General features: G+C 65.1%; 20 protein-coding genes. 4 read left to right on the top strand and 16 right to left on the bottom strand.

Annotated features, from left to right (window positions below):
* Positions 1 to 87: 87 nt before the first annotated feature.
* The gene (guaD, locus tag WH367_RS22150) at positions 88 to 1,389 is read right to left on the bottom strand and encodes a guanine deaminase (RefSeq protein WP_339537692.1); all 1,302 of its coding nucleotides are present in this window, start codon (positions 1,387 to 1,389) and stop codon (positions 88 to 90) included.
* Positions 1,390 to 1,674: 285 nt separating this feature from the next.
* On the opposite strand from guaD, the gene WH367_RS22145 reads away from it, so the two are divergent.
* Positions 1,675 to 2,145: an HIT family protein gene (locus WH367_RS22145; protein ID WP_339537691.1), complete on the top strand. Its 471-nt coding sequence runs from the start codon at positions 1,675 to 1,677 to the stop codon at positions 2,143 to 2,145.
* A gap of 65 nt (positions 2,146 to 2,210) precedes the next feature.
* Here the strand turns inward: WH367_RS22145 and WH367_RS22140 are convergent, their stop codons facing one another.
* The 10 genes from WH367_RS22140 to WH367_RS22095 form a co-directional block, all read right to left on the bottom strand.
* On the bottom strand, positions 2,211 to 3,254 hold the full coding sequence (locus tag WH367_RS22140) for an adenosine deaminase (RefSeq protein WP_339537690.1): 1,044 nt from the start codon (positions 3,252 to 3,254) through the stop codon (positions 2,211 to 2,213).
* Position 3,255: 1 nt separating this feature from the next.
* Positions 3,256 to 4,245 (bottom strand): aromatic ring-hydroxylating dioxygenase subunit alpha, encoded by a 990-nt coding sequence (locus tag WH367_RS22135; RefSeq protein ID WP_339537689.1) that lies wholly within the window; start codon positions 4,243 to 4,245, stop codon positions 3,256 to 3,258.
* A gap of 122 nt (positions 4,246 to 4,367) precedes the next feature.
* Positions 4,368 to 5,513: a BMP family ABC transporter substrate-binding protein gene (locus WH367_RS22130; protein ID WP_339537688.1), complete on the bottom strand. Its 1,146-nt coding sequence runs from the start codon at positions 5,511 to 5,513 to the stop codon at positions 4,368 to 4,370.
* Positions 5,514 to 5,737: 224 nt separating this feature from the next.
* A complete protein-coding gene (locus tag WH367_RS22125) occupies positions 5,738 to 6,886 on the bottom strand; it encodes a BMP family ABC transporter substrate-binding protein (RefSeq protein WP_339537687.1) in 1,149 nt (382 codons plus the stop codon).
* Between the two features lie 78 nt (positions 6,887 to 6,964).
* Entirely contained in the window at positions 6,965 to 7,885 is a 921-nt protein-coding gene (locus tag WH367_RS22120) for an ABC transporter permease (RefSeq protein ID WP_312988682.1), read from the bottom strand.
* Positions 7,885 to 8,967 (bottom strand): ABC transporter permease, encoded by a 1,083-nt coding sequence (locus tag WH367_RS22115; protein ID WP_021027744.1) that lies wholly within the window; start codon positions 8,965 to 8,967, stop codon positions 7,885 to 7,887. The genes WH367_RS22120 and WH367_RS22115 overlap by 1 nt, the downstream gene beginning before the upstream one ends.
* Positions 8,960 to 10,552, bottom strand: coding sequence for an ABC transporter ATP-binding protein (locus WH367_RS22110; RefSeq protein ID WP_339537686.1), 1,593 nt, complete (start codon positions 10,550 to 10,552; stop codon positions 8,960 to 8,962). Before WH367_RS22110 ends, WH367_RS22115 begins: the two co-directional genes overlap by 8 nt.
* A 62-nt stretch (positions 10,553 to 10,614) precedes the next feature.
* Positions 10,615 to 11,562: a LysR family transcriptional regulator gene (locus tag WH367_RS22105; protein ID WP_339537685.1), complete on the bottom strand. Its 948-nt coding sequence runs from the start codon at positions 11,560 to 11,562 to the stop codon at positions 10,615 to 10,617.
* Between the two features lie 427 nt (positions 11,563 to 11,989).
* Positions 11,990 to 14,056 carry a sensor domain-containing diguanylate cyclase gene (locus tag WH367_RS22100; RefSeq protein WP_339537684.1) on the bottom strand — a complete coding sequence of 689 codons (2,067 nt, stop codon included), beginning with the start codon at positions 14,054 to 14,056 and terminating at the stop codon, positions 11,990 to 11,992.
* Positions 14,057 to 14,260: 204 nt separating this feature from the next.
* On the bottom strand, positions 14,261 to 14,878 hold the full coding sequence (locus tag WH367_RS22095) for a Crp/Fnr family transcriptional regulator (protein ID WP_339537683.1): 618 nt from the start codon (positions 14,876 to 14,878) through the stop codon (positions 14,261 to 14,263).
* Positions 14,879 to 15,184: 306 nt separating this feature from the next.
* On the opposite strand from WH367_RS22095, the gene WH367_RS22090 reads away from it, so the two are divergent.
* On the top strand, positions 15,185 to 16,210 hold the full coding sequence (locus WH367_RS22090) for a porin (RefSeq protein WP_021027749.1): 1,026 nt from the start codon (positions 15,185 to 15,187) through the stop codon (positions 16,208 to 16,210).
* A gap of 129 nt (positions 16,211 to 16,339) precedes the next feature.
* Here WH367_RS22090 and WH367_RS22085 read toward each other — a convergent pair whose 3' ends face one another.
* On the bottom strand, positions 16,340 to 16,618 hold the full coding sequence (locus WH367_RS22085; protein ID WP_021027750.1) for a PsiF family protein: 279 nt from the start codon (positions 16,616 to 16,618) through the stop codon (positions 16,340 to 16,342).
* Between the two features lie 178 nt (positions 16,619 to 16,796).
* Positions 16,797 to 17,501, bottom strand: a complete 705-nt coding sequence (locus WH367_RS22080) for a YebC/PmpR family DNA-binding transcriptional regulator (RefSeq protein ID WP_021027751.1) — start codon at positions 17,499 to 17,501, stop codon at positions 16,797 to 16,799.
* A 223-nt stretch (positions 17,502 to 17,724) separates the two neighbouring features.
* On the opposite strand from WH367_RS22080, the gene WH367_RS22075 reads away from it, so the two are divergent.
* Together WH367_RS22075 and murI are read left to right on the top strand one after the other, a co-directional pair.
* Positions 17,725 to 18,099, top strand: coding sequence for a hypothetical protein (locus tag WH367_RS22075; RefSeq protein WP_339537682.1), 375 nt, complete (start codon positions 17,725 to 17,727; stop codon positions 18,097 to 18,099).
* A gap of 66 nt (positions 18,100 to 18,165) precedes the next feature.
* On the top strand, positions 18,166 to 19,017 hold the full coding sequence (gene murI / locus WH367_RS22070; RefSeq protein WP_339537681.1) for a glutamate racemase: 852 nt from the start codon (positions 18,166 to 18,168) through the stop codon (positions 19,015 to 19,017).
* Here the strand turns inward: murI and WH367_RS22065 are convergent, their stop codons facing one another.
* The 3 genes from WH367_RS22065 to WH367_RS22055 all read right to left on the bottom strand — a co-directional run bounded on the left by WH367_RS22065 (position 19,018) and on the right by WH367_RS22055 (position 24,409).
* Positions 19,018 to 19,566 (bottom strand): YgjP-like metallopeptidase domain-containing protein, encoded by a 549-nt coding sequence (locus tag WH367_RS22065; protein WP_339537680.1) that lies wholly within the window; start codon positions 19,564 to 19,566, stop codon positions 19,018 to 19,020.
* A gap of 83 nt (positions 19,567 to 19,649) precedes the next feature.
* On the bottom strand, positions 19,650 to 20,285 hold the full coding sequence (locus WH367_RS22060; protein ID WP_312987545.1) for a DUF6806 family protein: 636 nt from the start codon (positions 20,283 to 20,285) through the stop codon (positions 19,650 to 19,652).
* Positions 20,286 to 20,842: 557 nt separating this feature from the next.
* Positions 20,843 to 24,409 carry a choice-of-anchor P family protein gene (locus tag WH367_RS22055; protein ID WP_339537679.1) on the bottom strand — a complete coding sequence of 1,189 codons (3,567 nt, stop codon included), beginning with the start codon at positions 24,407 to 24,409 and terminating at the stop codon, positions 20,843 to 20,845.
* Positions 24,410 to 25,390: the final 981 nt, after the last annotated feature.

The following is a 25,390-nucleotide window of genomic DNA, read 5'->3' as shown; positions in this document are numbered from 1 at the left end:
GGCGGCATTGTAGCGAAAGGCATGGCCCCGGCGGGCGGCATCTGCTGCCGCCCCGGGGCCTGCCCCTGCACTAGCGCTGCACCAGGATCAGGCCAGCTTCTGCGCGATCCGGCTGCGCTCGATCAGGCGGTCATCGCCCAGCACGATGAGGCTGAACAGCAGCTCCTCCAGGTTGCGGGCCTGCGCCGTCTTGCGGGCAATGAGTGGTGTGGCCTGCGGGTTGAGCACGACAAAGTCGGCCTCGCAGCCCGGCTGCAGGTTGCCGACCACGCCCGCGAGGCCCAGCGCCTGCGCCGCACCGGCCGTGTGCTGCCACCACAGATGGCTGGGCGCCAGCGACAGGCCCTGCTTGTCGCGCCCCTCGCGGCCGACAAAATAGGCCGCCAGCATGGTGCGAAACGGGCTGAAGCTCGTGCCGCCGCCCACATCGCTGGCCAGGCCGTACAGCATCTGCGCGGCATCGGCCTGGGCATAGTCAAAAAAGCCGCTGGCCAGAAACAGATTGCTGGTCGGGCTCACCGCTGCAGCGGTGCGGGTTTCGTGCATCAGCGCGCGGTCACGTGCATCGAGGTGGATGCAATGGGCATAGACGGCGCGCTCGCGCATCAGGCCCCGGTCGGCATAGACCTGCAGGTAGCTGCGGCTGTCCGGGAACAGCTCGCGCACCCAGGCAATCTCGTCGAGGTTTTCGGCCACATGCGACTGGATCCAGACATCGCCGTAGCGCGCTGCCAGCTCACCGGCACCGCGCAGTTGCGCCTCGCTGCTGGTGGGCGCAAAGCGCGGCGTTATCGCATAGCCCAGGCGGTCCACGCCATGCCAGCGGCGGATCAGCGCCTCGGTGTCGACCAGGCTTTGCTCGGTCTCATCGCGCACGCCGTCGGGCGAATGGCGGTCCTGCAGCACCTTGCCGGTGATCAGCCGCATCTGGCGCTTTTGCGCCTGGGCAAACAGCGCATCGGCCGATGCCGGGTGCGAGGTCGCAAAGGTCAGCGCCGTGGTCACGCCATTGCGCAGCAGCTCATCGACAAAGAATTGCGCGACTTCCGCCGCGTAGGCAGCATCGACAAAGCGCGACTCATGGGGAAAGGTGTAGTCATTGAGCCAGGGCAAGAGGCCGCTGGCGGGCGAGCCGATCACATCGGTCTGCGGGTAGTGGATGTGCATGTCGACAAAACCCGGCGCAATGATGCGGCCTGGCAGTTGCTCGACCACGGCATCGGCCCCCGCCTGGGCCAGCCATGGGGCCGACAGCGCCTGCCAGCTGCCGGCGGCCAGCACGCGCTCACGGCCATCGGCGCCCGGCGCCACGGCCAGCAGGCCATCTTCTTCATACAGCGCCTGGCCGTCATCGGCAAAGCGCAACAGGGCGGATCGGTAGATATGCATGGCGCCAAGCTTAGCGTCTGCCAAGGACTGCCGTTATACAAGCGCAGCAATAGTTTCTATGCGCTGCAGCTGCGCTGTTGGCAGGGCTGGCTGCCGACCGCGTGGCAACACGGGCTGTAGGCTGACAGCAGCGCGATGGTTAACCAGGGAAAACCCCAGGCTGAGATGCATGCGCAGGTCATATCTGCGGTCTATAGTGTTTGTTTTACCTGTTGGTTAAATCCACTGGTAGCGGCGCTGCACTGGCAGCAGCCGCTGCCAAAGCCCAAGGAGGAGGCTTGGCCCATGCCGCATTTTGTTGATCCGTCCCCTGCCGGTGTCTGCATTTTCTGCCGAATCGTGCAAGGAGAAATTCCCTCAGCCAAGGTGTATGAAGACGCCTTGACGATTGCCTTTATGGATCTGGGCCAGGTCAACCCCGGCCATGTGCTGGTCGCGACCAAGCGCCATGCGGCCAATATTTTCGAGATCACCGACGAAGAATCGGCGGCCGTGATGCAGACGGCGCGCAAGGTGGCGCTGGCCGCCAAGATCGCTTTCGAGCCCGCAGGCCTCACCCTGCTGCAGGCCAATGGCGTCGAAGGCGGCCAGACCGTCGCGCACTTCCACCTGCATGTGGTGCCGCGCCATGCCGACGATGGCGTGAGCTTCAGCTGGCCGCGCAAGGAGCCCGGCGGCGCGGTGCTCGAAGGCTATGCGCTGCAGCTGCGCAATGCGATGCTGTCGGAGTCGGTGCCCGCAGCAGCCGCCGCTTAACGTCGCCGCATACCGGCCAACACCAAGGGCGCCTCGCGGCGCCCTTGTTGCTTTAGCGTTTCGGTTTAACGGGCAGCTTCAGCAAAGGCCATCTGCAGTTGCCCCAGCCAGGCCTGCTTGCGCGTCGGCGGCACAAAGCTGGCCTCAAAGCTGTTGGCGGCCAGCTGGTAGGCCTCGTCCGAGCCCATACCGGTGGCGGCAAACAGCTGCACAAAGTTCTCGTTGATATAGCCGCCAAAATAGGCCGGGTCGTCCGAGTTGACGGTAGCCACCAGGCCGGCCGCCAGCAGCTGCGGCATATTGTGGTCGGCCAGGTCGGGGAAGACCTGCAGCTTCTGGTTGGACAGCGGGCAGACCGTGAGCGGAATGCGCTCGTCCTTGAGCCGCTGCATCAGCGCAGCATCGTGCACCGCTTGCACGCCATGGTCCACGCGCTCGGCATGCAGCAGATCCAGCGCGCCCCAGATATAGGCCGGTGGCCCCTCCTCACCGGCATGGGCCACGCGGCGCAGGCCCAGGTCCTTGCAGCGGGTGAACACGCGGGCAAACTTCTCCGGCGGGTTGCCGACCTCGCTGCTGTCCAGGCCCACGCCGCTGAAGTAGGCGCGGTAAGGCAGCGCCTCGTCCAGGGTCTGCAGCGCTTCTTCCTCGCTCAGGTGGCGCAGAAAATTCAGGATCAGCTGCGCGCTGATGCCCCAGCGCTTTTCTGCATCCACACAGGCCTTGTGCAGGCCATGGACCACATCGGCCATCGCCACGCCACGGGCGGTGTGCGTCTGCGGGTCAAAGAAGATCTCGGTGTGCACGACATTGTCGGCCACGGCGCGCTCCAGGTAGGCCATGGCCATGTCGTAGAAGTCCTGCTCGGTCAGCAAGACACTGGCGCCCGCGTAGTAGATATCGAGAAAGCTCTGCAGGTTGGTGAAGGCGTATGCGGCGCGCAGGCTTTCGACATCGGCATAGGGCAAGGCCACGCCGTTGCGCTGGGCCAGCGCAAAAATCAGCTCGGGCTCCAGCGAGCCTTCGATGTGCATATGCAGCTCGGCCTTGGGCATGGCGCGCAGCAGGCCCGGCAGGCGGGCCGCTTCGATCTGGGGGACGGTGTACATCTCAACACACTCCAAAAGTGACGCCACTGGCCTTGAGGTAGCGGCGGTAGGCCACCGACATGCGGTCGGCCGCTGAGTTCAGCTCTGCCTTGGCATCGAGCGGCAGCGGCTTGGGCATCTGCGACTCCAGCACGGGCTGATCCTGGGTAAAGATCGTATGCTGAAACTGCTGCAGCTGCTCGTCCGAGCTGTCGAAATCGGCAACGGCCAGGCGGAACCAGACGCGGCTGCGCTCGGGCGTGACCGGGCAGACAAACAGGCCAATCGCCTCGCGCCAGCCCTGCTTGCTCGATCCGCTCTCGGGCACCTTGGTCAGCAAGGCGGTATAGGGGGCGGTCACCTCGTAGGTGTAGTCCACTTCGGCGGGCTTGGTCGAGTGCAGGTTCGACTGGGGCTGGATCGCCTTGCAGCCGGTGGCCTTGACGCCCCGCTCCGTGGCCTCGACCTCGTAGTGCGACATCTCGGTCGCATCGCGGCTGCCCAGCCAGCCTTCGTGCACAAAGCCGAAGTGCGACATATCGAGAAAGTTCTCGATAATGCGGGGCGCGCTGGCGTCGACATCGTAGGGGCCGCAGTTGAGCTTGCGCAGGCGCTCATCGGCCTCGGCCTCGAACACCGGCAGCGGCGTGGCGGGCTGGCCCTCGGCATCGGGCGCCAGCTGCACCCACACCAGGCCATGGGCATCCTGCACGCCGTAGGACGCGACACAGTGCTTGGCAGGCGGCACAAAGGCGGGCACGGCCGGCACCTTCACGCACTGGCCGCCGCTGGCAAACTGCCAGCCATGGTAGGGGCACTCCAGCTGGCCATCCTGCACACGGCCCAGCGACAGGCGGGCACCGCGGTGCGGGCAGCGGTCGAGAAAGGCCTGCACCTGGCCTTGCGCATCGCGCCACAGCACCAGTTCCTGGTCCAGCAGACGCACCGGCAGCGGGGCATCCACCACCACATCAGACAAGGCAACCGGGTGCCATTGTTGGGCTTCGATCATCGGGGGAAATCTCTTGGTATAAATGACAAGGCTGCCCTGGGGCAGCCTTGGGTTGCGATGTTAGCACTGGCGTAAAGAACACCTGTGCTACTCGCGTTTAGGCGGGGCGCAAGGCCCGCGCATCACTTGCCAGGAACCTGGCCTTCCACGCCCTTGATGTAGAAGCTGATGCCCTTGAGGAAGTCGTCGTCGGCCACCTTGTCGGCTGCCAGGATTTCCTTGCCGTCCTGGCCCAGGATGGGGCCCTTCCAGATGCTGAACGTGCCGTCCTTGAGGCCCTTCTTGACCTCTTCAACCTTGGCCTTGGTTTCGGCCGGCACATCGTCAGCCATGGACACCAGATCAATGGTGCCTTCCTTCACGCCCCACCAGGTCTGGCGGCTGGTCCACTTGCCTTCCAGTGCGCTGCGGGTGGTGTCGATGTAGTACGGCGCCCAGTTGATGATGGCCGAGCCCAGGTGGGCCTTGGGGCCGTAGGCGGTCATGTCCGAATCCCAGCCAAAGGCGCGCTTGCCCTTTTCTTCGGCGGTCTTGAGCACGGCCGGCGAGTCGGTGTTCTGGAACAGAATGTCCGCGCCGCCATTGATCAGGCTCGTAGCCGCTTCGGTTTCCTTCGGAGGGCTGAACCATTCGTTGACCCAGACCACCTTGGTGCTGATCTTGGGGTTGACGCTTTGTGCGCCCAGCGTGAAGCTGTTGATGTTGCGGATCACTTCGGGGATCGGCACCGAGCCCACTACACCCAGCGTGTTGGATTTGGTCATCGAGCCGGCGATGATACCGGCCAGATACGCGCCTTCGTAGGTGCGGCTGTCATAGGTGCTGACATTGCCGGCCACCTTGTAGCCGGTGGCGTGTTCCCATTTCACATCGGCAAACTCGGGCGCCAGCTTCTGGATCACGTCCATATAGCCAAAGGTGGTGCCAAACACCAGCTTGTTGCCCTGGGTGGCCATGTCGCGCAGCACGCGCTCGGCGTCCGCGCCTTCGGGCACGCTTTCAACAAAGCTGGTCTGGATCTTGTCGCCAAATTCCTTCTCCAGCGCCTTGCGCGCCTGGTCGTGCGCAAAGGTCCAGCCGCCGTCGCCCACCGGGCCCACGTAGGCAAAGGCGATCTTCAGCGGATCGGCTGCAGGGGCGGCAGCCGGTGCTGCAGCCGGTGCGGGCGCTGGCGCCTCTTCCTTCTTGCTGCAACCCACCACGGCGGCAGCGGCCAGCGCGGAGAGCGCGGCCACCTTGATCAGCGAACGCTTATGGAAATCAGTCATCTGTGTGTCCTCGAATGTTGTTGGAATGCCGAGCTCTACAAGCCACTATGCCGGCCTGCAGCGGGTAGAACATCGCCCGGCCAATATATGCATAAATCGGGCCAGGTTCCAAGTGCAGCCGGCCCCGCCGCGCTGCACTGTTGTTTGTTTGCCAGCAGGCCCGCCAGCCCCTGCTTGGCGCTAACTCTAGCGCCACCTATGGCTACCGGGCGCTGCAGCCAGGCTTACTTGGCGCCGGGCACGGCGCCTTCGATGCCCTTGACATAGAAGTTGATGCCGCGCAGGAAAGCATCATCGCCCACCGTGCCGCTGGCCAGCACTTCCTGGCCCTTGTTGTCCACGATCGGGCCGGTCCAGACCGCGAAGCTGCCGTCCTTCATGCCTTGCTTGGCCTTTTCAACCTTGTCCTTGGCGTCCTGGGGCACCTGGTCGGCGATCTTGACCAGGTCCATCGCGCCTTCCTTCACCCCCCACCAGAAGTTGCCCGACTGCCATTGGCCGGCCAAGGTGTCTTCGACCACCTTGCTGTAGTAAGGCGTCCAGTCGATCACGGCCGAGCCCAGGTGGGCCTTGGGTGCGAAAGCGCTCATGTCGCCGTCCTTGCCAAAGGCGTAGACGCCGCGCTCTTCGGCGGTCTTGAGGACGGCGGGCGAGTTGGTGTTCTGGTACATCACGTCCACGCCGCCGTTGATCAGGCTGGTGGCCGCTTCCGACTCCTTGGGCGGTGCAAACCATTCGTTCACCCAGACCACCTTGGCCTGGATGCTGGGGTCCACGCTCTGCGCGCCCAGCACAAAGCTGTTGATGTTGCGCACCACTTCCGGAATCGGCACCGAGGCGACCACACCGACGGTCTTGGTCTTGGTCATCGAGCCGGCCACGATACCGGCGAGGTAAGCGCCTTCAAAGGTTTTGGTGTCGTAGACCGCGACATTGTCGGCCTGCTTGTAGCCGGTGGCGTGCTCGAACTTCACCTCCTTGAGGTCGGCAGCGGCCTTTTGCACAAACTCCTGGTAGCCAAAGCTGGTCGCAAAAATGAGCTTGTTGCCCTGGCCTGCCATGTCGCGCAGCACGCGTTCGGCATCGGCCGACTCGGGCACGCTCTCGACCATCGAGGTCTCGATCTTGTCGCCAAACTTCTGTGCAATCGCCTTGCGGGCCAGCTCATGCTGGAAGGTCCAGCCGCCGTCGCCAATCGGGCTCACATACATGAAGCTGACCTTGAGCTTGTCGGCAGCAGGGGCGGCGGCAGCCGGCGCAGGAGCTGCCGGGGCGGCGGGCTCTTCCTTCTTGCCGCAGGCGGCCAGGGTCGCCAACGACAGGGCCGACAGGCCGATCAACTTGATCACGGAGCGCTTGCGCATGGTTTGCATGGATGAATCCTTGGTTTTTATAAAGAACGGACGAAAAGCGGGCCGCTGTTATCGTTATGGGCGCGTGCTGACACGCGCTTATGACCCGGGATAGAAAGGCTTGCCCAACGAAGCCGGCATATTGGCGCGAATCCAGGTTGGATTGCGCGAGATCAGCACCAGCACCACGATGGTGGCCAGGTAAGGCAGCATGGACAGCAGCTGGCTGGCCAGCTGCACGCCGCTGGCCTGCAGATGGAACTGCAGCATGGTCACACCGCCAAACAGGTAGGCGCCCAGCAGCACCCGCGCGGGGCGCCAGGTGGCAAAGGTGGTCAGCGCCAGCGCAATCCAGCCCCGGCCCGAGACCATGCCTTCGACCCACAGCGGCGTGTAGACGGTCGAGATATAGGCACCGGCCAGGCCGCACATCGCACCGCCAAACACCACCGCCATCAGGCGGATGCGGCGCACCGGGTAGCCCAGCGCATGGGCGGATGTGGGCGATTCACCCACGGCGCGCAGCACAAGGCCTGCGCGCGTGCGGTAGAGGAACCACATCATCAGCAAGACCAGCGCCATGGCGCCATACACCAGCGGGTGCAAGGTAAAGAGCGCTGGGCCCAAGAGCGGGATATCGGCCAGGCCCGGGATCGCATACTTGGGCAGGCTGGGCAGCTTGGCCTGCACATAGGACAGGCCAACAAAAGCCGAGAAACCGGCGCCAAACAGCGACAGTGCCAGGCCCGTGGCGTACTGGTTGGTGTTGAGCCAGATCACCAGCACGCCAAAGATGGCGGCCAGCACGGCGCCAGCGAGCATGCCCGCGCCAAAGCCCAGCCAGGTGCTGCCGGTGTGGACCACGGTGGCAAAACCGGCGATGGCCGCGCACAGCATCATGCCCTCGGCACCCAGGTTGACGATGCCGGCCTTCTCGTTGATCAGCAGGCCCAGCGCTGCCAGCGCCAACACGGTGCCAGCGCTCAGCGTAGCGCCCAAAAGCAGTGCATAGGATTCCATCACAGGCCTCCCTTCACTGCGGCGCGCGATGCCACCCAACGCAGGCGGTAGACCACCAAGGTGTCACAGGCCAGCAAGGTGAACAGCAGCAGCCCCTGGAAGACGCCGGTCAGGGCCTTGGGCAGGCCCAGGCGCGACTGCGCCAGCTCGCCGCCGATGTAGAACATGCTCATAAGAATCGCGGAGAAAACCATGCCCACGGGATGCAGGCGACCGACAAAGGCGACGATGATGGCGGCAAAGCCATAGCCGGCGGGCACATAGGGGGTGAGCTGGCCCAGGGGGCCGGCCACTTCCAGCGCGCCAGCCAGGCCGGCAGTGGCGCCCGAGATCATCAGCGCCGTCCACAAGGCCTTGCGCGACGAAAAGCCGGCATAGCGGGCCGCTGAGGGCGCCAGCCCCCCCACCTGCTGCGCCAGCCCGGCGCGGGTGCGGAACAGGTAGACCCAGAGCAGCGCAGCACCGGCCAGCGCAATCAGCACGCCGATGTTCATGCGCATGCCTTGCACCAGTTTGGGGATTTGCGTGATCTTCTCGAAGCTCTTGGTCTGCGGGAAGTTGTAGCCCATCGGATCCTTCCAGGGCCCATAGACCAGGTAGCCCAGCACCAGGGTGGCGACATAGACCAGCATCAGGCTGACCAGAATCTCGTTGGCATTGAAGCGGTCGCGCAGCCAGGCGACGATGCCGGCCCAGACCATGCCGCCGAGCATGCCGGCCAGCAAGATGACGGGAACAATCCAGGGGCCGGTGTTCTTGTCGGCCAGCAAGGCCATGCCGCCCGCGGCCACGGCGCCGATGACAAACTGGCCCTCGGCACCAATGTTCCAGACATTGGAGCGAAAGCAGACCGCCAGGCCCAGCGCAATCAGCAGCAGCGGCGTGGCCTTCATCGTCAGCTCGCCCAGCGCGTAGCCGGACTTGATCGGCTCCCAGAAAAAGGCCTGCAGGCCCTTGACCGGGTCCTTGCCCAGCAGCACAAACAGGCCCACACCGATCAGCACCGTGATCAGCAAGGCCAGCACCGGCGAGCCAAAAGTCCAAAAGCGCGAGGCCTGGGGGCGTTGCTCCAGCTTAAGCATGGCGGCCCTCCTCGGCGAGAGCGGCAGCAGCGGCAGCCGGGGCGGCATTGCGGCCTTCCCAAAGGCCACTCATCCATTCGCCGATCAACTGCACCGATGCATCGGCCCGCGCCACCGAGGGCGACAGGCGGCCCTTGGCAATCACATGCAGGCGGTCACTGATTTCAAACAATTCTTCCAACTCCTCACTGAGCACCAGCACTGCGCAGCCCGCATCGCGCAGCGCCAGGATCTCGCCCCGGATCTGCGCTGCCGCGCCCACATCCACCCCCCAGGTGGGCTGCGAGACGATCAGCAGGCGGGGCTTGGCATCGATCTCCCGGCCCACGATGAACTTTTGCAGGTTGCCGCCCGAGAGCGACTGCGCACTGGCCTGCGGGCCACCAGCCTTGACACCAAAGCGCGCGATGATGCCGCGCGCCATCTGGTCGAGCTGGCCCATGCGCAGCCAGCCACCGGCGCCCAGCATCTCGTTGCGCGTCAGCACCAGGTTGTGCGCCAGGCTCATGCTGGGCACGGCGCCCCGGCCCAGGCGTTCTTCGGGCACAAAATGCAGGCCCAACGCGCGGCGCTGGCCCGGGCCCATGCGCCCCATCGGCGTGGCATCCATCAGCACGGCCTGCGGCTCGGCGCGCATGTCTTCGCCCGAGAGCGCATACAGCAGCTCCTTTTGGCCATTGCCCGAAACACCGGCAATCCCCACCACCTCGCCGGCCCGCACCTGCAGCGAAATGCCATCCAGGTCCACACCAAACGGGTCCTGCTTGGCCAGGCGCAGCTGCTGCACGCTGAGCACCGTGGCCCCTGCCTGGCTAGGGCGTAGCTTGAGCATCGGCGGCTCTGCGCCAATCATCATGCGCGACAGCGAGGCATTGCTTTGCTCACGCGGGTCGCACTCACCGGTCACCTCGCCACCACGCAGCACCGTGCAGGCGGTGCACAGCGCGCGGATTTCATGGAGCTTATGGCTGATATAGAGAATGCTGCAGCCCTCGGCGGCCAGCTTGCGCAGCACGACAAACAGCTTTTCCACCGCCTGGGGCGTGAGCACCGAGGTCGGCTCATCGAGGATCAGCACGCGGGGGCGGGTGAGCAAGCCGCGGATGATCTCCACCCGCTGCATCTCGCCCACCGACAGGCTGTGCACCGGCCGCTGGGGATCAATATCCAGGCCATACTCGCTGGCCACCTCGGTGATGCGAGCGGTCACTTCTGCCAGCGACATGCTTTTGTTCTGGCCCAGCCAGACGTTCTCAGCCACCGTCAGCGTGTCAAACAGGCTGAAATGCTGGAACACCATGCTGATGCCCAGCTGGCGTGCCTCCTGGGGGTTGCGGATCTGCACTGGCTGGCCATCGACCAGGATCTGGCCCTCATCGGGTTTGACCGAGCCGTAGATGATCTTCATCAGCGTGGACTTGCCCGCGCCGTTCTCGCCCAGCACGGCGTGGATTTCCCCGGCGCGCACTTTTAACGATACTTTGTTATTGGCTACAACCGCTGGGTAGCGCTTGGTGATGCCGATCAGCTGTAACCGGGGCACGGCCGCGCCATCGGTTGTCGGTGTCGGGGTCTGTTCTTTCATGGGCGGCAATTGTCCCTCAAATTGTTACCCGAGCGCGGGATAAAACGCGAAGATGCGCTCACTCACGGCGAATAGCCCGCCGGGCTTCGCAGCGAGAGCGCGGTTTTTTTCAGGCAGCTGCGCAGCCAGATGGCCGCATCAGAGGCATGGGTTCGGGCGTGCCACAGCAGGTAGTAATCGAGCGGCGGCAGCGCCAGCGGGCAGTCCAGGATAGCCAGCGCATGCGTGTCGACAAAGCGCTCACAGAACTGGCGCCCCGTGGTCAGCACAAGCAAGCTCGATGCCACCATGGCCGGAATCGCACTGAAGTGGGCGCAGCGCGCCATGATGCGCCGCTCCACCCCCAACGCATCGAGCCGGGCATCGATGATGCCGCGCGCGCCCGGGTGCGTGGCAGTGGGCGCAATATGCTCGGCCTGCAGCCAGGCCTCGACATCCCAGCCCCGCCGCACCGCCGGGTGGCGGCGGCTGACCAGGCTCACCACGTCGTCGCTCATCAGGCTGGTCATGTGCAGGTCACCGGTGGGCTGCAGCCAGTTGCCCACCACCACATCGATATCGCCCTGGGCGAGCTGGGCGTGGTAATGGGTCTCGGACGACAGCGGGTAGATCTCCACCACGCACAGCGGCGCCTCGGACTTGATGCGCGCGACCAGCGCGGGCAAAAACAGCGGATCGAAGTAATCACTCGCTGCTATGCGGAAGGTGCGGGTCGCCGTCTGCGGGTCAAAATCGCGGGCATCGCTGAACAGGCCTTCGGCAGCGCGCAGGATGGCCGCTGCGGGCTCGACCATGCGCTGGCCCTTGTCGGTGGGCATCATCGCCGCGCCCGAGCGCACCAGCAAAGGGTCGCCCACCAGGTCGCGCAGGCGCTTGAGCGCGGCCGACACCGCCGGCTGGTACATACCTAGGCGCAAGGCGGCCCGCGAGACGCTGCGCTCGGTCAGCACCGTGTGCAGCACCCGGATCAGGTGCAGGTCAATCTTGTCAAACAGGGCTTGGTCGCGCATGCGGGTGTTTAGAACGTGTTTACGATCTCTACACAGCCGCGTTGGAGTGCAATCGGGATGAGTTCGAAGGGCTGGTCCGCCGCTTGCACCGGGGTGCAAGCAAGGGCCAGCGCGCAGAAATCGCCCGATTTCACTCCAACCCGTAGGGACAGTGGCTTTGCGGCCGCCCGGGCAGGGGCGGTCTGCGTCGTTGCAAATCCTCGCAATAGCCGGGCTATTGCTGCGGTGTTGCGCCTCGCATCCCATCCCGCAAAGACACTGTCGCGGCGTGAGGAGATCGTAAATACGTTCTCGAAATGTGGACATTCAAGCTTATCAGCCGGGGGCTGCAGCCTATCCCGGTTGTTACCCCAAGCTGTGGCGGATGTCCCTCAGCCCCTTGCCTTCAGAACCTGTTCAAAGTCTCCCCGCCCTGCGCCCCCTCCCTTCAGGCCACCTTGGCCTCACGCCAGCAGGCGCGGTTGCCTCCCTGGCGCTTGGCGCTGTAGCTGGCCATGTCGGCGGCGCGCACTGCCTGCAGCGCATCGGAAAACGAGGCATCCATCTGCAGCAGACCGATGCTGACGGTGACCACAAAATGCTTGCTGCGCAACTGGGGCTGCCAGTTCTGCAAGGTGTCGCAGAGCTGGGCGGCCAGCTCATGGGCCTTTTCCGGGCTGCACTGGCGCAGCACCAGCGCAAACTTGTCGCCCGCCACCCGCGCCGCATAGCCCTGGAAGGGCTGCAGCAGCTGCAGCTGGCGCGCCACATGCTGCAGCACCAGATCGCCCTGCGCATGGCCGGCCAGCGCATTGATGGCCGACATATTGTCGACATTCACATAGAACAGCACCGGCGCACTGGGCGAGGACTGGTCCAGCCCCTCGCGCCGGGCCTGCAGCAAGGCGGTCAGGTGCAGCAGCAAGGCCTCGTAGTTGGGCAGCAGGGTGAGCTTGTCCATGCGGCTGGGCGACTGCGCGGCCACGCGGGCCTGGCCGGCGCGCACAAAGCACCAGCGCAGATCGGGCCCCGCCTGCGCAATGTTCACCAGGTGCAGGCTGACCATGACCGGCGCACCCGACTGGTGGCGCAGCACCACGCTGGTCTCGGCGCTGCCCAGGCGCTCCAGGTCCGGGGCCAGTTGCGCCCAGGCCTGGTCAAAATCCTGGTCGGCCATGGCCAGCATGTGCACCGGCTGGCCTTGCAAGTCCTGGCGGCTGTAGCCCAGCAAATGGGCCAGCGCCTGGGAGACCTGTTGAATCTGATCGCGCTGCAGCAGCAAAAAGGAAAAGCGCGCATGCGCGAGCACACTCTCGGCCAGTTGCTGCTGCTCACGCAACTGCTCGGCCAGCGATTCGCGTTGCTGCCCCAGCTCCTGCAAGTGCATGCCCATGCGGTCAATCTCATCGGGCGGCGGGCCGCTGGCTGGGTCGGCCGCCTGCACCGGGCCCGAGGCCAGCGCCAGCACCGGGGCGGGCGCAACGGGCAGCGGTGTCTGCGCCACCAACTGCTTGAAGCGCCGGCTGTGCCCCCACAGCCACAGCCAGGTCAGTGCCGCCAGGGCCAGCGGCATCAGCAGCAGCCACCACCAGCTGCGCCACTGGCGTCCCCAGCTTTGCAGGCTCTGGTCATGGGGCATCACACGCACCACCAACCAGCGGGCTGCCGGCATCTGCGCGACGCTGACAAGATTGGGCGCCAGCCACCAGGACTGCGCAGTCTGCGCGCCGCCACGGGCTGCGCGCTCCTGCCAGCGCTGCAGCACCGGGGCCAGCAAGGGGTCATCGTCGGTCGGGCCCAGAATGCGGGCCGGGTCGGGGTGGGAGATCAGCACGCCTGCGGCCGTCATCAGCACCAGCTGCCCACTGTCGGGCGGGGTGGCGGCCAGCGATACCGGCAGCAGGCTTTGCGACTGCAGGCGCAACACCCCGGCCATCGCGCCCTGCACCGTGCCCTGCTTGTCGCGCAGCGGAATGCCCAGCGCAATGCTGGGCCCGCCGGACGCACTTTTGAAGGGCTCGGACACCAGCGGTTTGCCGTCGACCATCACCCGGCGCAGCAGATCCCGCTCCGCTGGCTCCACGGCCTCATCGCCCTCGCTGGCATCGCGCACATGGCGCCGGAAAACCTCGGCGCCGCGCGCATACACCAGGCTGTCGAAATAGCGCGTGGCCGCCAGGCCCTGCTCCAGGAGCGGGGGCTGCTGGGACGCGGGGCCCTGCACCCAGGGCGCCGCCGCCTCGGCCAGGGCGCCGAGCACCTTCTGGCTTTGCTCGAGCTTGCTGCCCATCAGCCTGGCGAGCATCTCGGTCTCGTCGGCCTGCTGGGCCGACAGCTGGGTGATCACCGTCTGCTGGCTGGCATGGATTGCCAGCCACTGCACCAGCGCCGTGCCCATCAGCACCATCAAGGGCACCACCACCCACAGCCGCCACAGCCAGGGCCCGGCCGTATCACGCAGGTCGTCTACCGGAGGGGCGGGATCGGGCTGCCAATGCACCGGCCTGTCATCCATGCCGGGCTACCTGGCCCGCAGGGCCCGGAGGCACCAGCCGATCCGGCAAGGGCAAGTCATCGTCTTTGGCACAGGGCACCTCCTTTCAGGTGCCACATCTTGGCGCTTATGTACCGGCGCCGGTATCAGGACAAAACCGGACCGAGAAAACCCGGGTCACCGTTTGGCCCGGCCGATCCAGTGCGGGGGCGCCAATCGGGCTGTCTAGGACTTGGCCAGCTGGCGCAGCGATTCGGGCTGCGGCAGCCAGAGGTTCTTGCCCAGGCCGTCGAGCAGGCCCTGGTCGCGCAATTGGCGCAGCACGCGCGAGAGCGTCTCGGGCGCAATGCCCAGGTGGGCGGCAATCTGGCGCTTGGATTGCGCCAGTTGCACCCGCAGGCCCTGGTCGCCGGGCTCGGCATGCTGCAGCAGCCACTCGGCGCAGCGCGCCACAGCGTCCTGCGCCACACGGCTGACCGCGAGCGCCGCCTGCTGGCAGTAGCCCTGGGCCATGCTGGCCACCAGGCCCTGGGCCTCCGCGGGCCATTGCAGCAGGTAGCCGCGCAGCTGCGCCACCGGCACCGCGCGCCATTGCACGGAGGTGCGCGCCACCATGTCCACCGCACAGGGCTGGTCGGCCAGTGCCGGCGCGGCATCGAGCCAGCAGGGCCCCTCCATCACCCCGAGCAGGTGGCGCATGCGCCCCTCTTCCTGCACCCCAAAGGCGACCGAGCCCCGCTCCAGGTACAGCACATCCAGCAAGGGCTGGTGGCGCTGGCGCAGCAAGGCACCGGCGCCGGCGCTGTTCGGGGCAAATTCATCCAGGCAGAGTAAGTCAGGCATGGGCCGCACTTTGCCCCGATTGCCGCCTGCGCACATTGAGCTACATCAATCCTTACCAGCGATCGGCAGCCCCAGCAGCGGCCGCTTCAGCCCCAAACCAGCGGCCTCATCAGGCATCAGCGGCCAAGAACCTGCCTTAACTCCTTGCAAAAACCATATACCCCCAATATGCGGCGTCCACGCCACACCTCGGGTCTTTACCAGCGGTTTTTTTAGCTTTTGGCACACATATTGCTCAGAGCGGTCGGCACTGACTTCACAATTCACCGCTATCACAAATTCACACGCTTGTAACAAAGGAATGCCATGAACAACAAAAAACTGCTCGCCCTGGCCGTGATGGCCGTCTGCGCCTCCGCAGCGCAGGCCCAATCGTCGGTGACCGCCACCGGTCTGGTCGATATGTATATCGGCTCGATGAAGGCTCCAGGCGATGATGGCCGCACCTCCACGCTGGGCAGCGGTGGCATGACCACCTCCTGGTTCGGCTTCAAGGGCACCGAAGACCTGGGCGGCGGCCTCAAGGCCAGCTTCCTGCTGACCAGCTTCATGCGTGCCGATACTGGCACGCCCGGCCGCTTCACCGGCGACGTCTTCTGGTCGCGCGATGCGCTGGTCTCGCTGTCCGGCGATTTTGGTGCCGTGACCCTGGGCCGCACCGTGGCGCCCAACTTCGTGCCATCGATCTCGATGAACCCCTTTGGTGATTCCTTCACCTTCTCGCCGCTGGTGCTGCACCAAAACGTGTCGCTGTTCAACAAGAGCGGCTGGCAGAGCAGCAACCCCTCCGACACCGGCTGGAGCAACCAGGTGATCTACAGCACGCCCAAGGTCGGCGGCTTCAGCGGCAACCTGCACTACCAGTTTGGTGAGCAGGCCGGCCAAGGCGGCAAGAACAACATCGGCCTGAACGCCACCTACGCCAACGGTCCTTTTGCCATCACCGGCTTCTATGAAGACGTGGACATGAGCAACCCCGTCCCCGCCGTGCTGGCCGAGAACCACCGCAACTGGATGCTGGGCAGCAGCTATGACGCCGGTTTTGTGAAGGCCTATGCGACCTACGGCCAGACGACCGGCAAGGACACCGACTTCAAGATCAAGACTGCCAGCCTGGGCGCGACCGTGCCGCTGGGCGCCACCAGCCGCATCCTTGCCGGCTGGGCCCACAGCAAGCTGCAAGACAGCAATGCCAAGCGTGACACCGTCTCCGTCGGCTACAACTACGACTTCTCCAAGCGCACCGACGGCTACGCCATCGTGATGTACGACAAGGTCAAGGACTTCGGCAATGGCACCAGTTTTGGCGTCGGCATCCGCCACCGCTTCTAAACGGTTTCTGTAGCGATCTGTGCGGCCTTCGGGCCCACCACGCAAAACGCCAAGCATGTGTACATGCTTGGCGTTTTTTCTTGTCGGTTCGGCAGACCCAGCGCCTTAGCGCCGGATCGAGAGAAGTCTTTACTTCTTCAGGCACTCGCTCATGAAGGCCTTGCGCTCGTCGCCCTTCTTGCCGGTCGCATCGACGTTGCAGGTCTTCATGCGTTCTTGCTGGCGCTTGCGGCCGTCGGACAGGCAGCTGGACATGAAAGCCTTGCGCTGATCGCCCTTGAGCTCCTTGGTCTTGGCCTCGGTGTTGCAGGTACCCATCAGCTGCTGCTGGGCCGTGGGGGTCTTGTCGGCTGCCAGCGCAAACTGGGATGCCAGCGCGATGCTGGCAAGGACGATGAGTTTTTTCATGGTATGGGCTCTTATCTAAACTGCGCCGACGACCAGCGCATGCGAATTTCTGCATATCTGGCCCGCCCTGTCAATGGGCAGATGATAAAGAAGCGCAAACTGCCTACGACGGCCACACAAGCGCCCATGAAAAAACGGCCTGCGCGGCCGTTCTCAAGCGGGTGGGCAGGGACTGGGATCAGTCCACCAGGCCCACATAGATGTTCTGCACATCGTCGTCGTTTTCCAGACCGGCCAGGAAGGCTTGCACCTCTTCCTGCGCTTCGGCAGGCAGGCTGGCCATGCTGATGGGGGTCTTGGCCTTGTAGCCCAGCTTGGCCGACAGCACCTTGATGCCCTGCTCTGGCAAGGCCTTGCTGACGGTGTCCAGGTCCGTCGGCTCGGTGATGAACAGGGTCACGCCCTCTTCTTCCGCCGGCTCGAAATCCTGCGCGCCCGCTTCGATCGCGGCCAGCTCCACATCGGCGCCGTTTTCTGGCTCGCCTTCGACCATGCCCACATGGTCAAAATCCCAGGCCACGGCCGTCAGCTGGCCCTTGCGGAAGCACACGCGCATATTGGGTGCCGTGCGGTTGGGGTTGTCGGTCAGGCACTCGACCATCACCGGCACGCGGTGCGGCGCATAGCCTTCGAACAGCACGGTCGAGTAGTTGACGGCATCGGCGCCAGCGCCCGAGCCCTTCTTGATCGCGCGCTCCAAGGTGTCCTTGGGCATCGATGCCTTGCGGGCCGCTTCCACAGCCATGCGCAGGCGCGAATTGCTGGCCGGGTCTCCCCCGCCCAAACGCGCCGCCACCGTGATTTCCTTGACCAGTTTGCCAAAGAGTTTTCCCTTGGCATCAGCGACCAGCGCCTTGCCCTTTGCTTTCCATTGCGCGCCCATGGCTGCGTTTTCCTAGTTGTTGGTTGGGCAGCAGCGGTCGCTGCTGGCAACAATGCCGGGCAAAGCCCAGATTGACAGGGCAAATTTATACACTGCCGCCCAAGGCTGTGCTGAGCATAAGGGGAAATCTGTGCCAAAAACCTGGGGCATCGCTGCGGCCAGGCGACGCTGGGGCGACGGCGCCGCGCGGGCTGCGCCCGCCGTTCAAGGGCACAATGGCGCCATGCAAGTTCTGCAGCGACTTTGGCGATGGACCCAGGCCCAGCGCACCCCTCTGCTCTGGAGCCTGGGCGGCCTCGTGCTGTCCTTTGTACTGCTGGGCCTGCCCGGCTTTGCCAGCTATGCGCCGGCCGAGCAGCTCTTTGTCTGGGCGGGCGATGGCGCGCTGCTCCAGGCCATCCATGGCGACAGCCTCTGGCCCATTCTTATCTCGGCGAGCTTTTTGCAGGCCTTGCTGATCACGCCGCTGCACTGCCTGCTGCGGCGCTGCTGGCCTGGCTTGTCGCGCTGGCCCCATGTGCTGGGCGTCGTGCTCGGGGTCTGGCTTATCAGCATTGTCTGCACCTGCCTGATGCTGCTCGCTGCGGTCGATGCATAAAAGCTGCAGCCTGCCTACAATCACGGCGCCCGCGCCTTTTTCTCAGCTTTGACCCTGCACGCTTCCATGCCCCACCCTCTCTCCCCCATTGGTGTTTTTGACAGCGGTATCGGCGGCCTGAGTGTGCTGCGCGCGCTGCGCGATGTGCTGCCCGATGAGCAGTTCGTCTATGTGGCCGACAGCGGCAACGCCCCCTACGGCGAGCGTGGCGATGCCTTTGTGCAGCAGCGCTGCGCCCACATCACCCAGCAGATGCGCGAGCGCCACGACATCAAGGCGCTGGTGATTGCCTGCAACACGGCCACCGCAGCGGCGATTGAAGGCCTGCGCGAGCAGCACCCGGGCCTGCCCATCATCGGTGTGGAGCCCGCGCTCAAGCCCGCCGCCCAGCACAGCCAGACCCATGTGGTGGGCGTGATCGCCACCCAGGGCACCGTCAACAGCAGCCGCTTTGCCACCTTGCAGGCAGCGCATGCCACGCAAACCCGCTTTGTGGTGCAGGCCTGCAACGGACTGGCGCGCGCGATTGAAGACAGCACCCGGCCCGGGCGCGATGCAGCCGCCGATGCCGCGCATATCCAGAGCCTGTGCCAGACCTACCTGGCCGCGATGGGCGACTTTGGCGCGCAGCCCGGCCAGATCGACACCCTGGTGCTGGGCTGCACGCACTACATTTTTGCCGCCGATACCTTGCGCGCGCTGGTGGGCGACGAGGTGGCGCTGATCGACACGGCCACACCCGTGGCCCGCCGCACCTACAGCCTGCTGCATGCCACCGGCATGCTGCGCAAGCCCGCGCAGGCGCCCAGCGCTGACGAGGCCTGCCGCCTGACGACGACCGGCGAGCTGGCGGCGCTGCAATACGCCGCTGCGCAGTGGCTGGGATTGCCGCCGCAGCTTTGCCAGGCTGCGGACTGATCAGCCGGCGCTGTCCGCCGCATCCGCCCCCAGCTGCCACAGCCGGTGGCCGCCCTGGTCGAGCCAGGTCAGGTAGAGGCGCACCTCCAGCTCCAGCTGGTGGTAGGACGGCTCCATGTACTCGCACAGCTGGTAGAAGGCCTTGTTGTGGTCGGACTCGCGCAGATGCGCGAGCTCATGCACGGCAATCATGCGCAAAAAGGCCTCGGGCGCATGCTTGAAGAGGCTGCCAATGCGGATCTCGTGGCGCGACTGGGTCTTGCCGCCATGGTTTTTGCCGCTGCGCACATGGATGCCCAGCGCCTGGTAGACCAGCTGCAGCTTGCTGTCATACACCACCTTGGCCAGGCCCGCGCTGTTGCGCATGTGCTCGCCCTTAAGGCCCATCACATAGGCATGCAAGGCCTTGTCCGAGCGCATCTGGTGCGGCTGCGGGTGGCGCTGCAGCAGCCACTGGCTCAGCTTGCCCGATTGCAGCAGATTGCCCGCCTGCTGCTGCAAGCTGGCGGGGTAGGACTGCAGATAGGGAAGCAAGACAGGGCTGGACATGGTTCAAGCAAACAGCAAAGGCAGCACAGCGGCTGCCTTGGGATTCCAAAGATATGCCGCGCCCAGTGGACGCAGCGCTATTTTCAGTGGAGGTGGCGCGGGCGGCGTCCGCCACCCCCATGGCCGCCGGGGCCTCCTGGGCCACCGGTGCCGCGTGGCGGCTTGCCGATCTCGAGCGAATCGACCAGCGCATCAAAACGCTGGCTGAACAGCTTGTCGATCTCGCCAACCACACCAACGAGCTCGCCGGCATCGAAGTGGCGCTCCATCGTGCTCACCACATCCTGCACCAGCATGTCGCGCTGCACCTGCATGATGGCCGCCGGCGTCGGGCCCACAAACAGCATCATGAAGTCGTCGCGCGACTCGGCGCTGCGGTCCTGCTCTTCGTCGTCGAACTCGGCGTCGTAGAAGGTGACCTCGATCGCGGCGCCCTGGTCGGCCAGCTCGTTGAGGTTCATGCACATGTCGTCCAGCGACTGGCGAAAATCATCATCGCCGCGCACCGTCCAGCACATCTGCAGCACATGGTCCTTGGGCTCGAACAAGATACCCGGCTCTTCGTCGTAGGCACTTTCGGATCCATCGACCAGCGACTTGGCGCCCGCATAGGCCCACAGCGGTTTCAAGGCCTCTTGCAGCTGGTCAAAGCCGACATCGGCACGCAGCAGCACTTGTCCGTGGACATGGATCTCAAAGGGTGGGTTGTAACTGGGCATGTTCTGTACCTTCCTAAATGGGGGCCGCCCGCTTGCGCTCGCCAACCCCACGCCTGATGACACGGCACGCCGCATCGCTCTGCACAAGGCGCCAGCACAGCCACCAATGCGGGGCCAGGTTGGCGACTCTCCATGCGCCACCCACCCGAGCGGCGCAATATCCACAATATCGGACATTGTGCCCGGTTTGTCGACCACAGACGAAGAAAAAGCCAGCAGGAGGCCTGCTGGCTCACGCCCCGCACCCCAGCGGGCACAAGCCCGGGATGCGAAACGGTCTTCGTCGCTGCCAGCATGCATGAGCGATGCCCGGCCCGCGTCTGTGGCGCAGGCAATAAAAAACAACGGTTTGCAGGCTTTTTCTGCGAAACCGTTGCTCTGTAGTGCATGGCGCCGGGGCATTTTAACAGGTCCGGCCCGGGCCTGGCCCTGCGGGGTCAGCGGCCGCCGCTGAGTTACCACCGGGTCAGGTCCGGCCGGGTCAGGTCCGGCCGGGTCAGGTCCGGCCGGGTGAGGTCCAGCCGGTTGAGGTCCGGCCAGACCAGCGGTTCCCCTCCTCAGTCGCCCGCCTGCACCATCTCGCCGTTTGGATCGGTCACCCGCACCACGGTGATGGCTGGCGCATCCTCGGCATCGCCCACAATGCCGGTGCTGGCGCCATAGAAGCCGGCCACAAAGCGGAAGGCCGGGGAGCCCGAGGGGCCGGTGCAGTGGAAGTTGAACTGGCGCAGCACTTGGGCAACACAGACATAGCCCGAGTCCGCATCGATCACCGAGTTGGCGTCGCGCGTCTGGAAGCGGAAGTTGCGGCTGGGCATCGCATCCGTTTGCGACAGCAGCACCCAGGATCCACGCAGCGACTGGGCCGAGGCCTTGTTGACGCCATAGTAGAAGCGCTCGATCTGCACCGGCTGCTCGCCGGGGAAGGCCAGCGTTCCCACCGATGGCGCCGTGAAGTGGATCGACCGGGTCAGACCTGCATCGGCCTTGAAGCTGGCAATCGCAGCCGGGCCACCAAAGTAGCGCCCCCCTTGGTACTGCACCGTGGGCAGATCGGGCGTATTGGGCGCTGGCGTGGTGGAAGCATCATGCGCGCCCAGCAGGCTGTGGAAGCTGCCCTGGCCATCGCTCTCATAGTCATAGACCGACATGAACAGCATATGGTCCTCGCTGGTCACAGGCTTTTGCAGCTCGATCGACAGACCTCGGCCAGGCAGGCCGCGCAGCTCGCTGCTGACCACCCAGGTGCCCGATTCAGGAGCATAGCCCGGTGCGTAGTAGCTGGTGCGCACATTCTGGTTGTTCTGGGCGGTATAGGCCGCGCGAGCGACGCGGAAACCGACCAGGCGCCGGGCATCACCACCGCCCTCTTGCAGCGAGCCGCTGATCTGGTCCACGCCACGCTGCAGCGTCAGCGACACCACGGCACCACTGCCTGCGCCGCCTGTGCGGTTGCCCGCGCAGTTGAACACCAGGCCAGCGCCGCTGTAGCTGCACTGCGCCACCACACGGCCGGACAAGGTGCCGCCAAAACCATGCATGGTCGTCGCCGCGTTGGCGGGATAGGGCCAGGCCATGGCTGCTGCCGCCCATTCGCCGCTCATGGGCACCTGCTCGCCCGTGCCGATATCGGCCCACCAGCTGCGCACCGGCTGGTTGCTGCTGTTGAGCTCGACCATGGCCCAGCGGTCGACAAAGGCCGGGTCGGAGAAGACGCCAGCTGGTGTGCCCTCGTAGTCAAAGCGCTGCATCACCTTGGTGGGCTCACCTGGGAACTGGATCGTGCCGGTGCTGCGGCTGGTGAAAGTGATCACCACATTGCCAGGGCTGCCCGCCTCATGGCCGTCGCGCTGCTCGCTGCCAAAGAAGCGCCCGCCTTCGTAGTAGTAGAGCGGCGCGGTCACCGTGTTGTCGTGCAAGCTGCCCAGCGCCGTGTGGAAGGTGGGCGCACCCGTGGCACGGTAGTTGTAGACCTGCATGAACAGCACGCCGTCCTGGATGTCGATGCCCATGCCGCGACCCGGCTCCCCATTGAGTTCGTCCTTGATGATCCAGGTGCCGCTCTGGGCCGCAATCAGACCGGCAGGCAGCTCGCCATTGGGGTCCGAGGTCTTGGTCACCTCGCGGCTGCTGCTGCCGGTATTGCCAGCCTCATCGGTCTGCGACGCCGTCACCGTGACCGGCCCCTTGGGCAAGGCACCCACCTGCATGCCAGGCGCCGTCCAGCTGCCGTTGACGCAGGCCACTGTCACCTTGATGGATCCCACGCTCACCGTGACCGCGCCGTCGCCGCTGGTGCAGGTGCCCGCTGGGCTGTAGGCATTCTGGTTCGAGGTATCGATGGTCGGCGCGGTGCTGATCGAGACTGCAGGCGCCGTCGTGTCCTTGACGGTGTTGAGCGTGCCGGAGATGACCGTGCCGGCCACCGTCTGCGAGGCCTTCACCACCACCGTTCCCTCGGGCAGGCTGCGCACATCGACAGCGCTCAAGGTCCAGTTGCCGCCGGTGCAGGCCGCCGTGTTGCTGATGCTGCCAATGGCCACCGTCACCGCGCCACCAGCGGCGCTGCAGGCGCCAGAGACGCCGCCATAGCTGGCCTGGTTGCTGCTATTGATACGCGGCGCCACCACCACCGTGACGGCGGCTGCGCTGCTGTCCTTGCTGGTGGTGCGGCTGGCATTGCCGGTGTTGCCCGCGGCATCGGTCTGCATCGCCGTCACCGTGACTGCGCCGGCCGGCAGGCCGCTGACATCCATGCCCGAGGTGGACCAGATTCCGCTGCTGCAGACCGGCTGCGGCACAGCGGCCACCGTCCCCACGCGCACCGTGACCGCCGCCCCGTTTTCAGAGCAGCTGCCCGCCACGCCGTATGACGAGTGGTTGGCCGCATTGATCACCGGCGCCGAAGTAATCGCCACCGCAGGGGCGGTCGCATCCTTGCCGGTCACCAGGCTGCCCGATCCGGTCTGGCCAGCCACGGTTTGCGAAGCCGTCACGGTCACCGCGCCATCGGGCAGGCCGCTCACGTTGATGCCCGAGGCCGACCAGACACCACCGCCGCACAGCGCCGATGCGGACACGGAGCCCACCATGACAGCCACCGCTTCACCGTTGGCCGAGCAGGTGCCCGACACCGTGTAGGAGGCCTGGTTCGCTGCCGTGATCTGGGGCGCCGCAACGACAGCCACCACCGGCAGCTGCGGCACCGAGCCCGTGTCCTTGCTGGTCGACTGGCTCGCCGAGCTGCTTTGCCCGGAGGCCGTCTGCGTGGCGGTGATGGTCACCGTGCCATCGGGCAAGCCTTGTGCGTTGACTGCACCGGCATAGCTGCCGCCTGCGGAACAAGGCAGCGACTGGCTCACCCCTGCAGGGTTGGAGCTGATGGCCACATTGCCGCTGCCGGCGCTGCAGCTGCCGCTGATGGGCAGGGACGACTGGTTACTGGCAGTGATCGCTGGCAGCGGATTGAGCGTGACGGTGGGCTTGCAGTCGGGCATCGACGCGGTGGAGTTGCCCACGACGACGGACGCACTGAGCAAGGGAAGGGTCAGTGCCTTGGCCACCAACTCGATGCGCAGCGCCGTCACGCTCATGGTAGTGCCGCTTTGGCTTTGTTCATTGGTGTAGAGCTTGACGCCGACTTCGGTGCCCAAGCCCGGCACACCAACGGTCAGGTTGACCAGGCCGTTGACCGCAGCACTGACGCCGCTGAGCGCACCCGTTCCGCCCAGAATCTGGGCATCACCCGAGCCCACAGGCACACCGTTGACACAGGCCATGCGCGCTTGCGAGCTGATGGTATTGGCACCCAGGGACAGCATCGCCAGCGACAGGTTCAAGCCGTCCACGGAGGTGTCCGACACCACACTGTTTTGCGCCAGATTGCTTTGGGTGGAGGCGTTGATGACGCCCGTCCCCACGCTCAGAAGATTGACCCCGGCCGTCACCCCGACACTGGCAACCGACATGGGCGTGTTGAAATCCGGTGGTGCAGTCTTTGACCCGGTATCCGCAAATGGGATTCCCAGCCCGGCCCCGAGCACATCGGCCGTGACCTGCAGGCCATAGGCCCGCCCGGCGCCTGAGGATGCCGCAAGGGCGGCGGAGCTGCAGACCAGGGCCATGCTTGCGAGCCCTCCGTACAGCAGACGGCGTAGGGATCTCTGTGCACCAAGCGGGTTCATAGCGTCTCCTTCTGCACCTTGCCAGAACGCCAGATGTGGTGTGGTCGACGCAGACCCTACCAAACGACGGCCGAGGACCGGTGCCGCTGATTACTCATACAGACACAACTACTCACAAGGGCGAAGGTACTGCGAATCTTTGGTAAACGGTAAATTAATTTATTGAACTCACTTATAAGCACAGCTAGTTCTGGCCTATGGTCTGTTACAGCAACGCCGGTCGGCGGCTGCCCTATCGGCGGCGGCATAGGTCCCGGCCAAACCCGCGATTTCTGGCCGTATTTCCCCGTCCTTGGCCGCAGGTTTCAGAGGAGAAATCGCGGTTAAGTGCAGTTTTCTGTAAGGCGATCCAGCGGCGGCCGTTCACACAAAAAAACCCGCCACGGAGGGCGGGTAGGGTCGCTGGCACTCACCCAGGCAGGCCACAGGCTGTGCGCGATTCAGCGCTGTCTGACAGCACTGACAGCGCCGTCCACCTCCAAATCAAGGCCTCGGCTTACAGTGGGCCTGAGAACCTGTTCAAAGTCTCCTCGCGCCGCGACAGTGTCTTTGCGAGATGGGATGCGAGGCGCAATACCGCAGCAATAGCCCAGCTATTGCGAGGATTTGCAACGACGCAGACCGCTCGCAAAGCCACTGTCCCGAAGGGTTGGAGTGAAATCGGGCGATTTCTGCGCGCTGGCCCTTGCTTGCACCCCGGTGCAAGCTGCGTTCCATCCCTTCGAACTCATCCCGATTGCACTCCAACGCGGCTGCGTAGAGACTTTGAACAGGTTCTTAGCTGCCGGCATAGATGTCATGCCGATCAGGCAGCATCCCCGCGTCCGGTGATGCGGGGTCAGAGGCCGCCGCTGGGTCCGGCCGGGTGAGGTCCCGCCGGGTGAGGTCCGGCCGGTTCAGGACCGGCCGGCCCAGCGGTAC

Source organism: Comamonas sp. MYb21 (assembly GCF_037479395.1).
Taxonomy (GTDB): domain Bacteria; phylum Pseudomonadota; class Gammaproteobacteria; order Burkholderiales; family Burkholderiaceae_C; genus Comamonas.
This window is presented reverse-complemented; position numbering and strand designations above follow the sequence as displayed.

Coding starts and splice junctions, on each gene's coding strand:
- WH367_RS22065 (WP_339537680.1), bottom strand. CDS start 19,566: ATGTCCAGCCCTGTCTTGCTTCCCTATCTGCAGTCCTACCCCGCCAGC.
- WH367_RS22110 (WP_339537686.1), bottom strand. CDS start 10,552: ATGAAAGAACAGACCCCGACACCGACAACCGATGGCGCGGCCGTGCCC.
- WH367_RS22130 (WP_339537688.1), bottom strand. CDS start 5,513: ATGACTGATTTCCATAAGCGTTCGCTGATCAAGGTGGCCGCGCTCTCC.
- WH367_RS22145 (WP_339537691.1), top strand. CDS start 1,675: ATGCCGCATTTTGTTGATCCGTCCCCTGCCGGTGTCTGCATTTTCTGC.
- WH367_RS22135 (WP_339537689.1), bottom strand. CDS start 4,245: ATGATCGAAGCCCAACAATGGCACCCGGTTGCCTTGTCTGATGTGGTG.
- WH367_RS22055 (WP_339537679.1), bottom strand. CDS start 24,409: ATGGCCCTGGTCTGCAGCTCCGCCGCCCTTGCGGCATCCTCAGGCGCC.
- WH367_RS22060 (WP_312987545.1), bottom strand. CDS start 20,285: ATGCCCAGTTACAACCCACCCTTTGAGATCCATGTCCACGGACAAGTG.
- WH367_RS22075 (WP_339537682.1), top strand. CDS start 17,725: ATGCAAGTTCTGCAGCGACTTTGGCGATGGACCCAGGCCCAGCGCACC.
- WH367_RS22105 (WP_339537685.1), bottom strand. CDS start 11,562: ATGCGCGACCAAGCCCTGTTTGACAAGATTGACCTGCACCTGATCCGG.
- WH367_RS22115 (WP_021027744.1), bottom strand. CDS start 8,967: ATGCTTAAGCTGGAGCAACGCCCCCAGGCCTCGCGCTTTTGGACTTTT.
- WH367_RS22085 (WP_021027750.1), bottom strand. CDS start 16,618: ATGAAAAAACTCATCGTCCTTGCCAGCATCGCGCTGGCATCCCAGTTT.
- WH367_RS22125 (WP_339537687.1), bottom strand. CDS start 6,886: ATGCAAACCATGCGCAAGCGCTCCGTGATCAAGTTGATCGGCCTGTCG.
- murI (WP_339537681.1), top strand. CDS start 18,166: ATGCCCCACCCTCTCTCCCCCATTGGTGTTTTTGACAGCGGTATCGGC.
- WH367_RS22140 (WP_339537690.1), bottom strand. CDS start 3,254: ATGTACACCGTCCCCCAGATCGAAGCGGCCCGCCTGCCGGGCCTGCTG.
- WH367_RS22120 (WP_312988682.1), bottom strand. CDS start 7,885: ATGGAATCCTATGCACTGCTTTTGGGCGCTACGCTGAGCGCTGGCACC.
- WH367_RS22080 (WP_021027751.1), bottom strand. CDS start 17,501: ATGGGCGCGCAATGGAAAGCAAAGGGCAAGGCGCTGGTCGCTGATGCC.
- WH367_RS22100 (WP_339537684.1), bottom strand. CDS start 14,056: ATGGATGACAGGCCGGTGCATTGGCAGCCCGATCCCGCCCCTCCGGTA.
- guaD (WP_339537692.1), bottom strand. CDS start 1,389: ATGCATATCTACCGATCCGCCCTGTTGCGCTTTGCCGATGACGGCCAG.
- WH367_RS22090 (WP_021027749.1), top strand. CDS start 15,185: ATGAACAACAAAAAACTGCTCGCCCTGGCCGTGATGGCCGTCTGCGCC.
- WH367_RS22095 (WP_339537683.1), bottom strand. CDS start 14,878: ATGCCTGACTTACTCTGCCTGGATGAATTTGCCCCGAACAGCGCCGGC.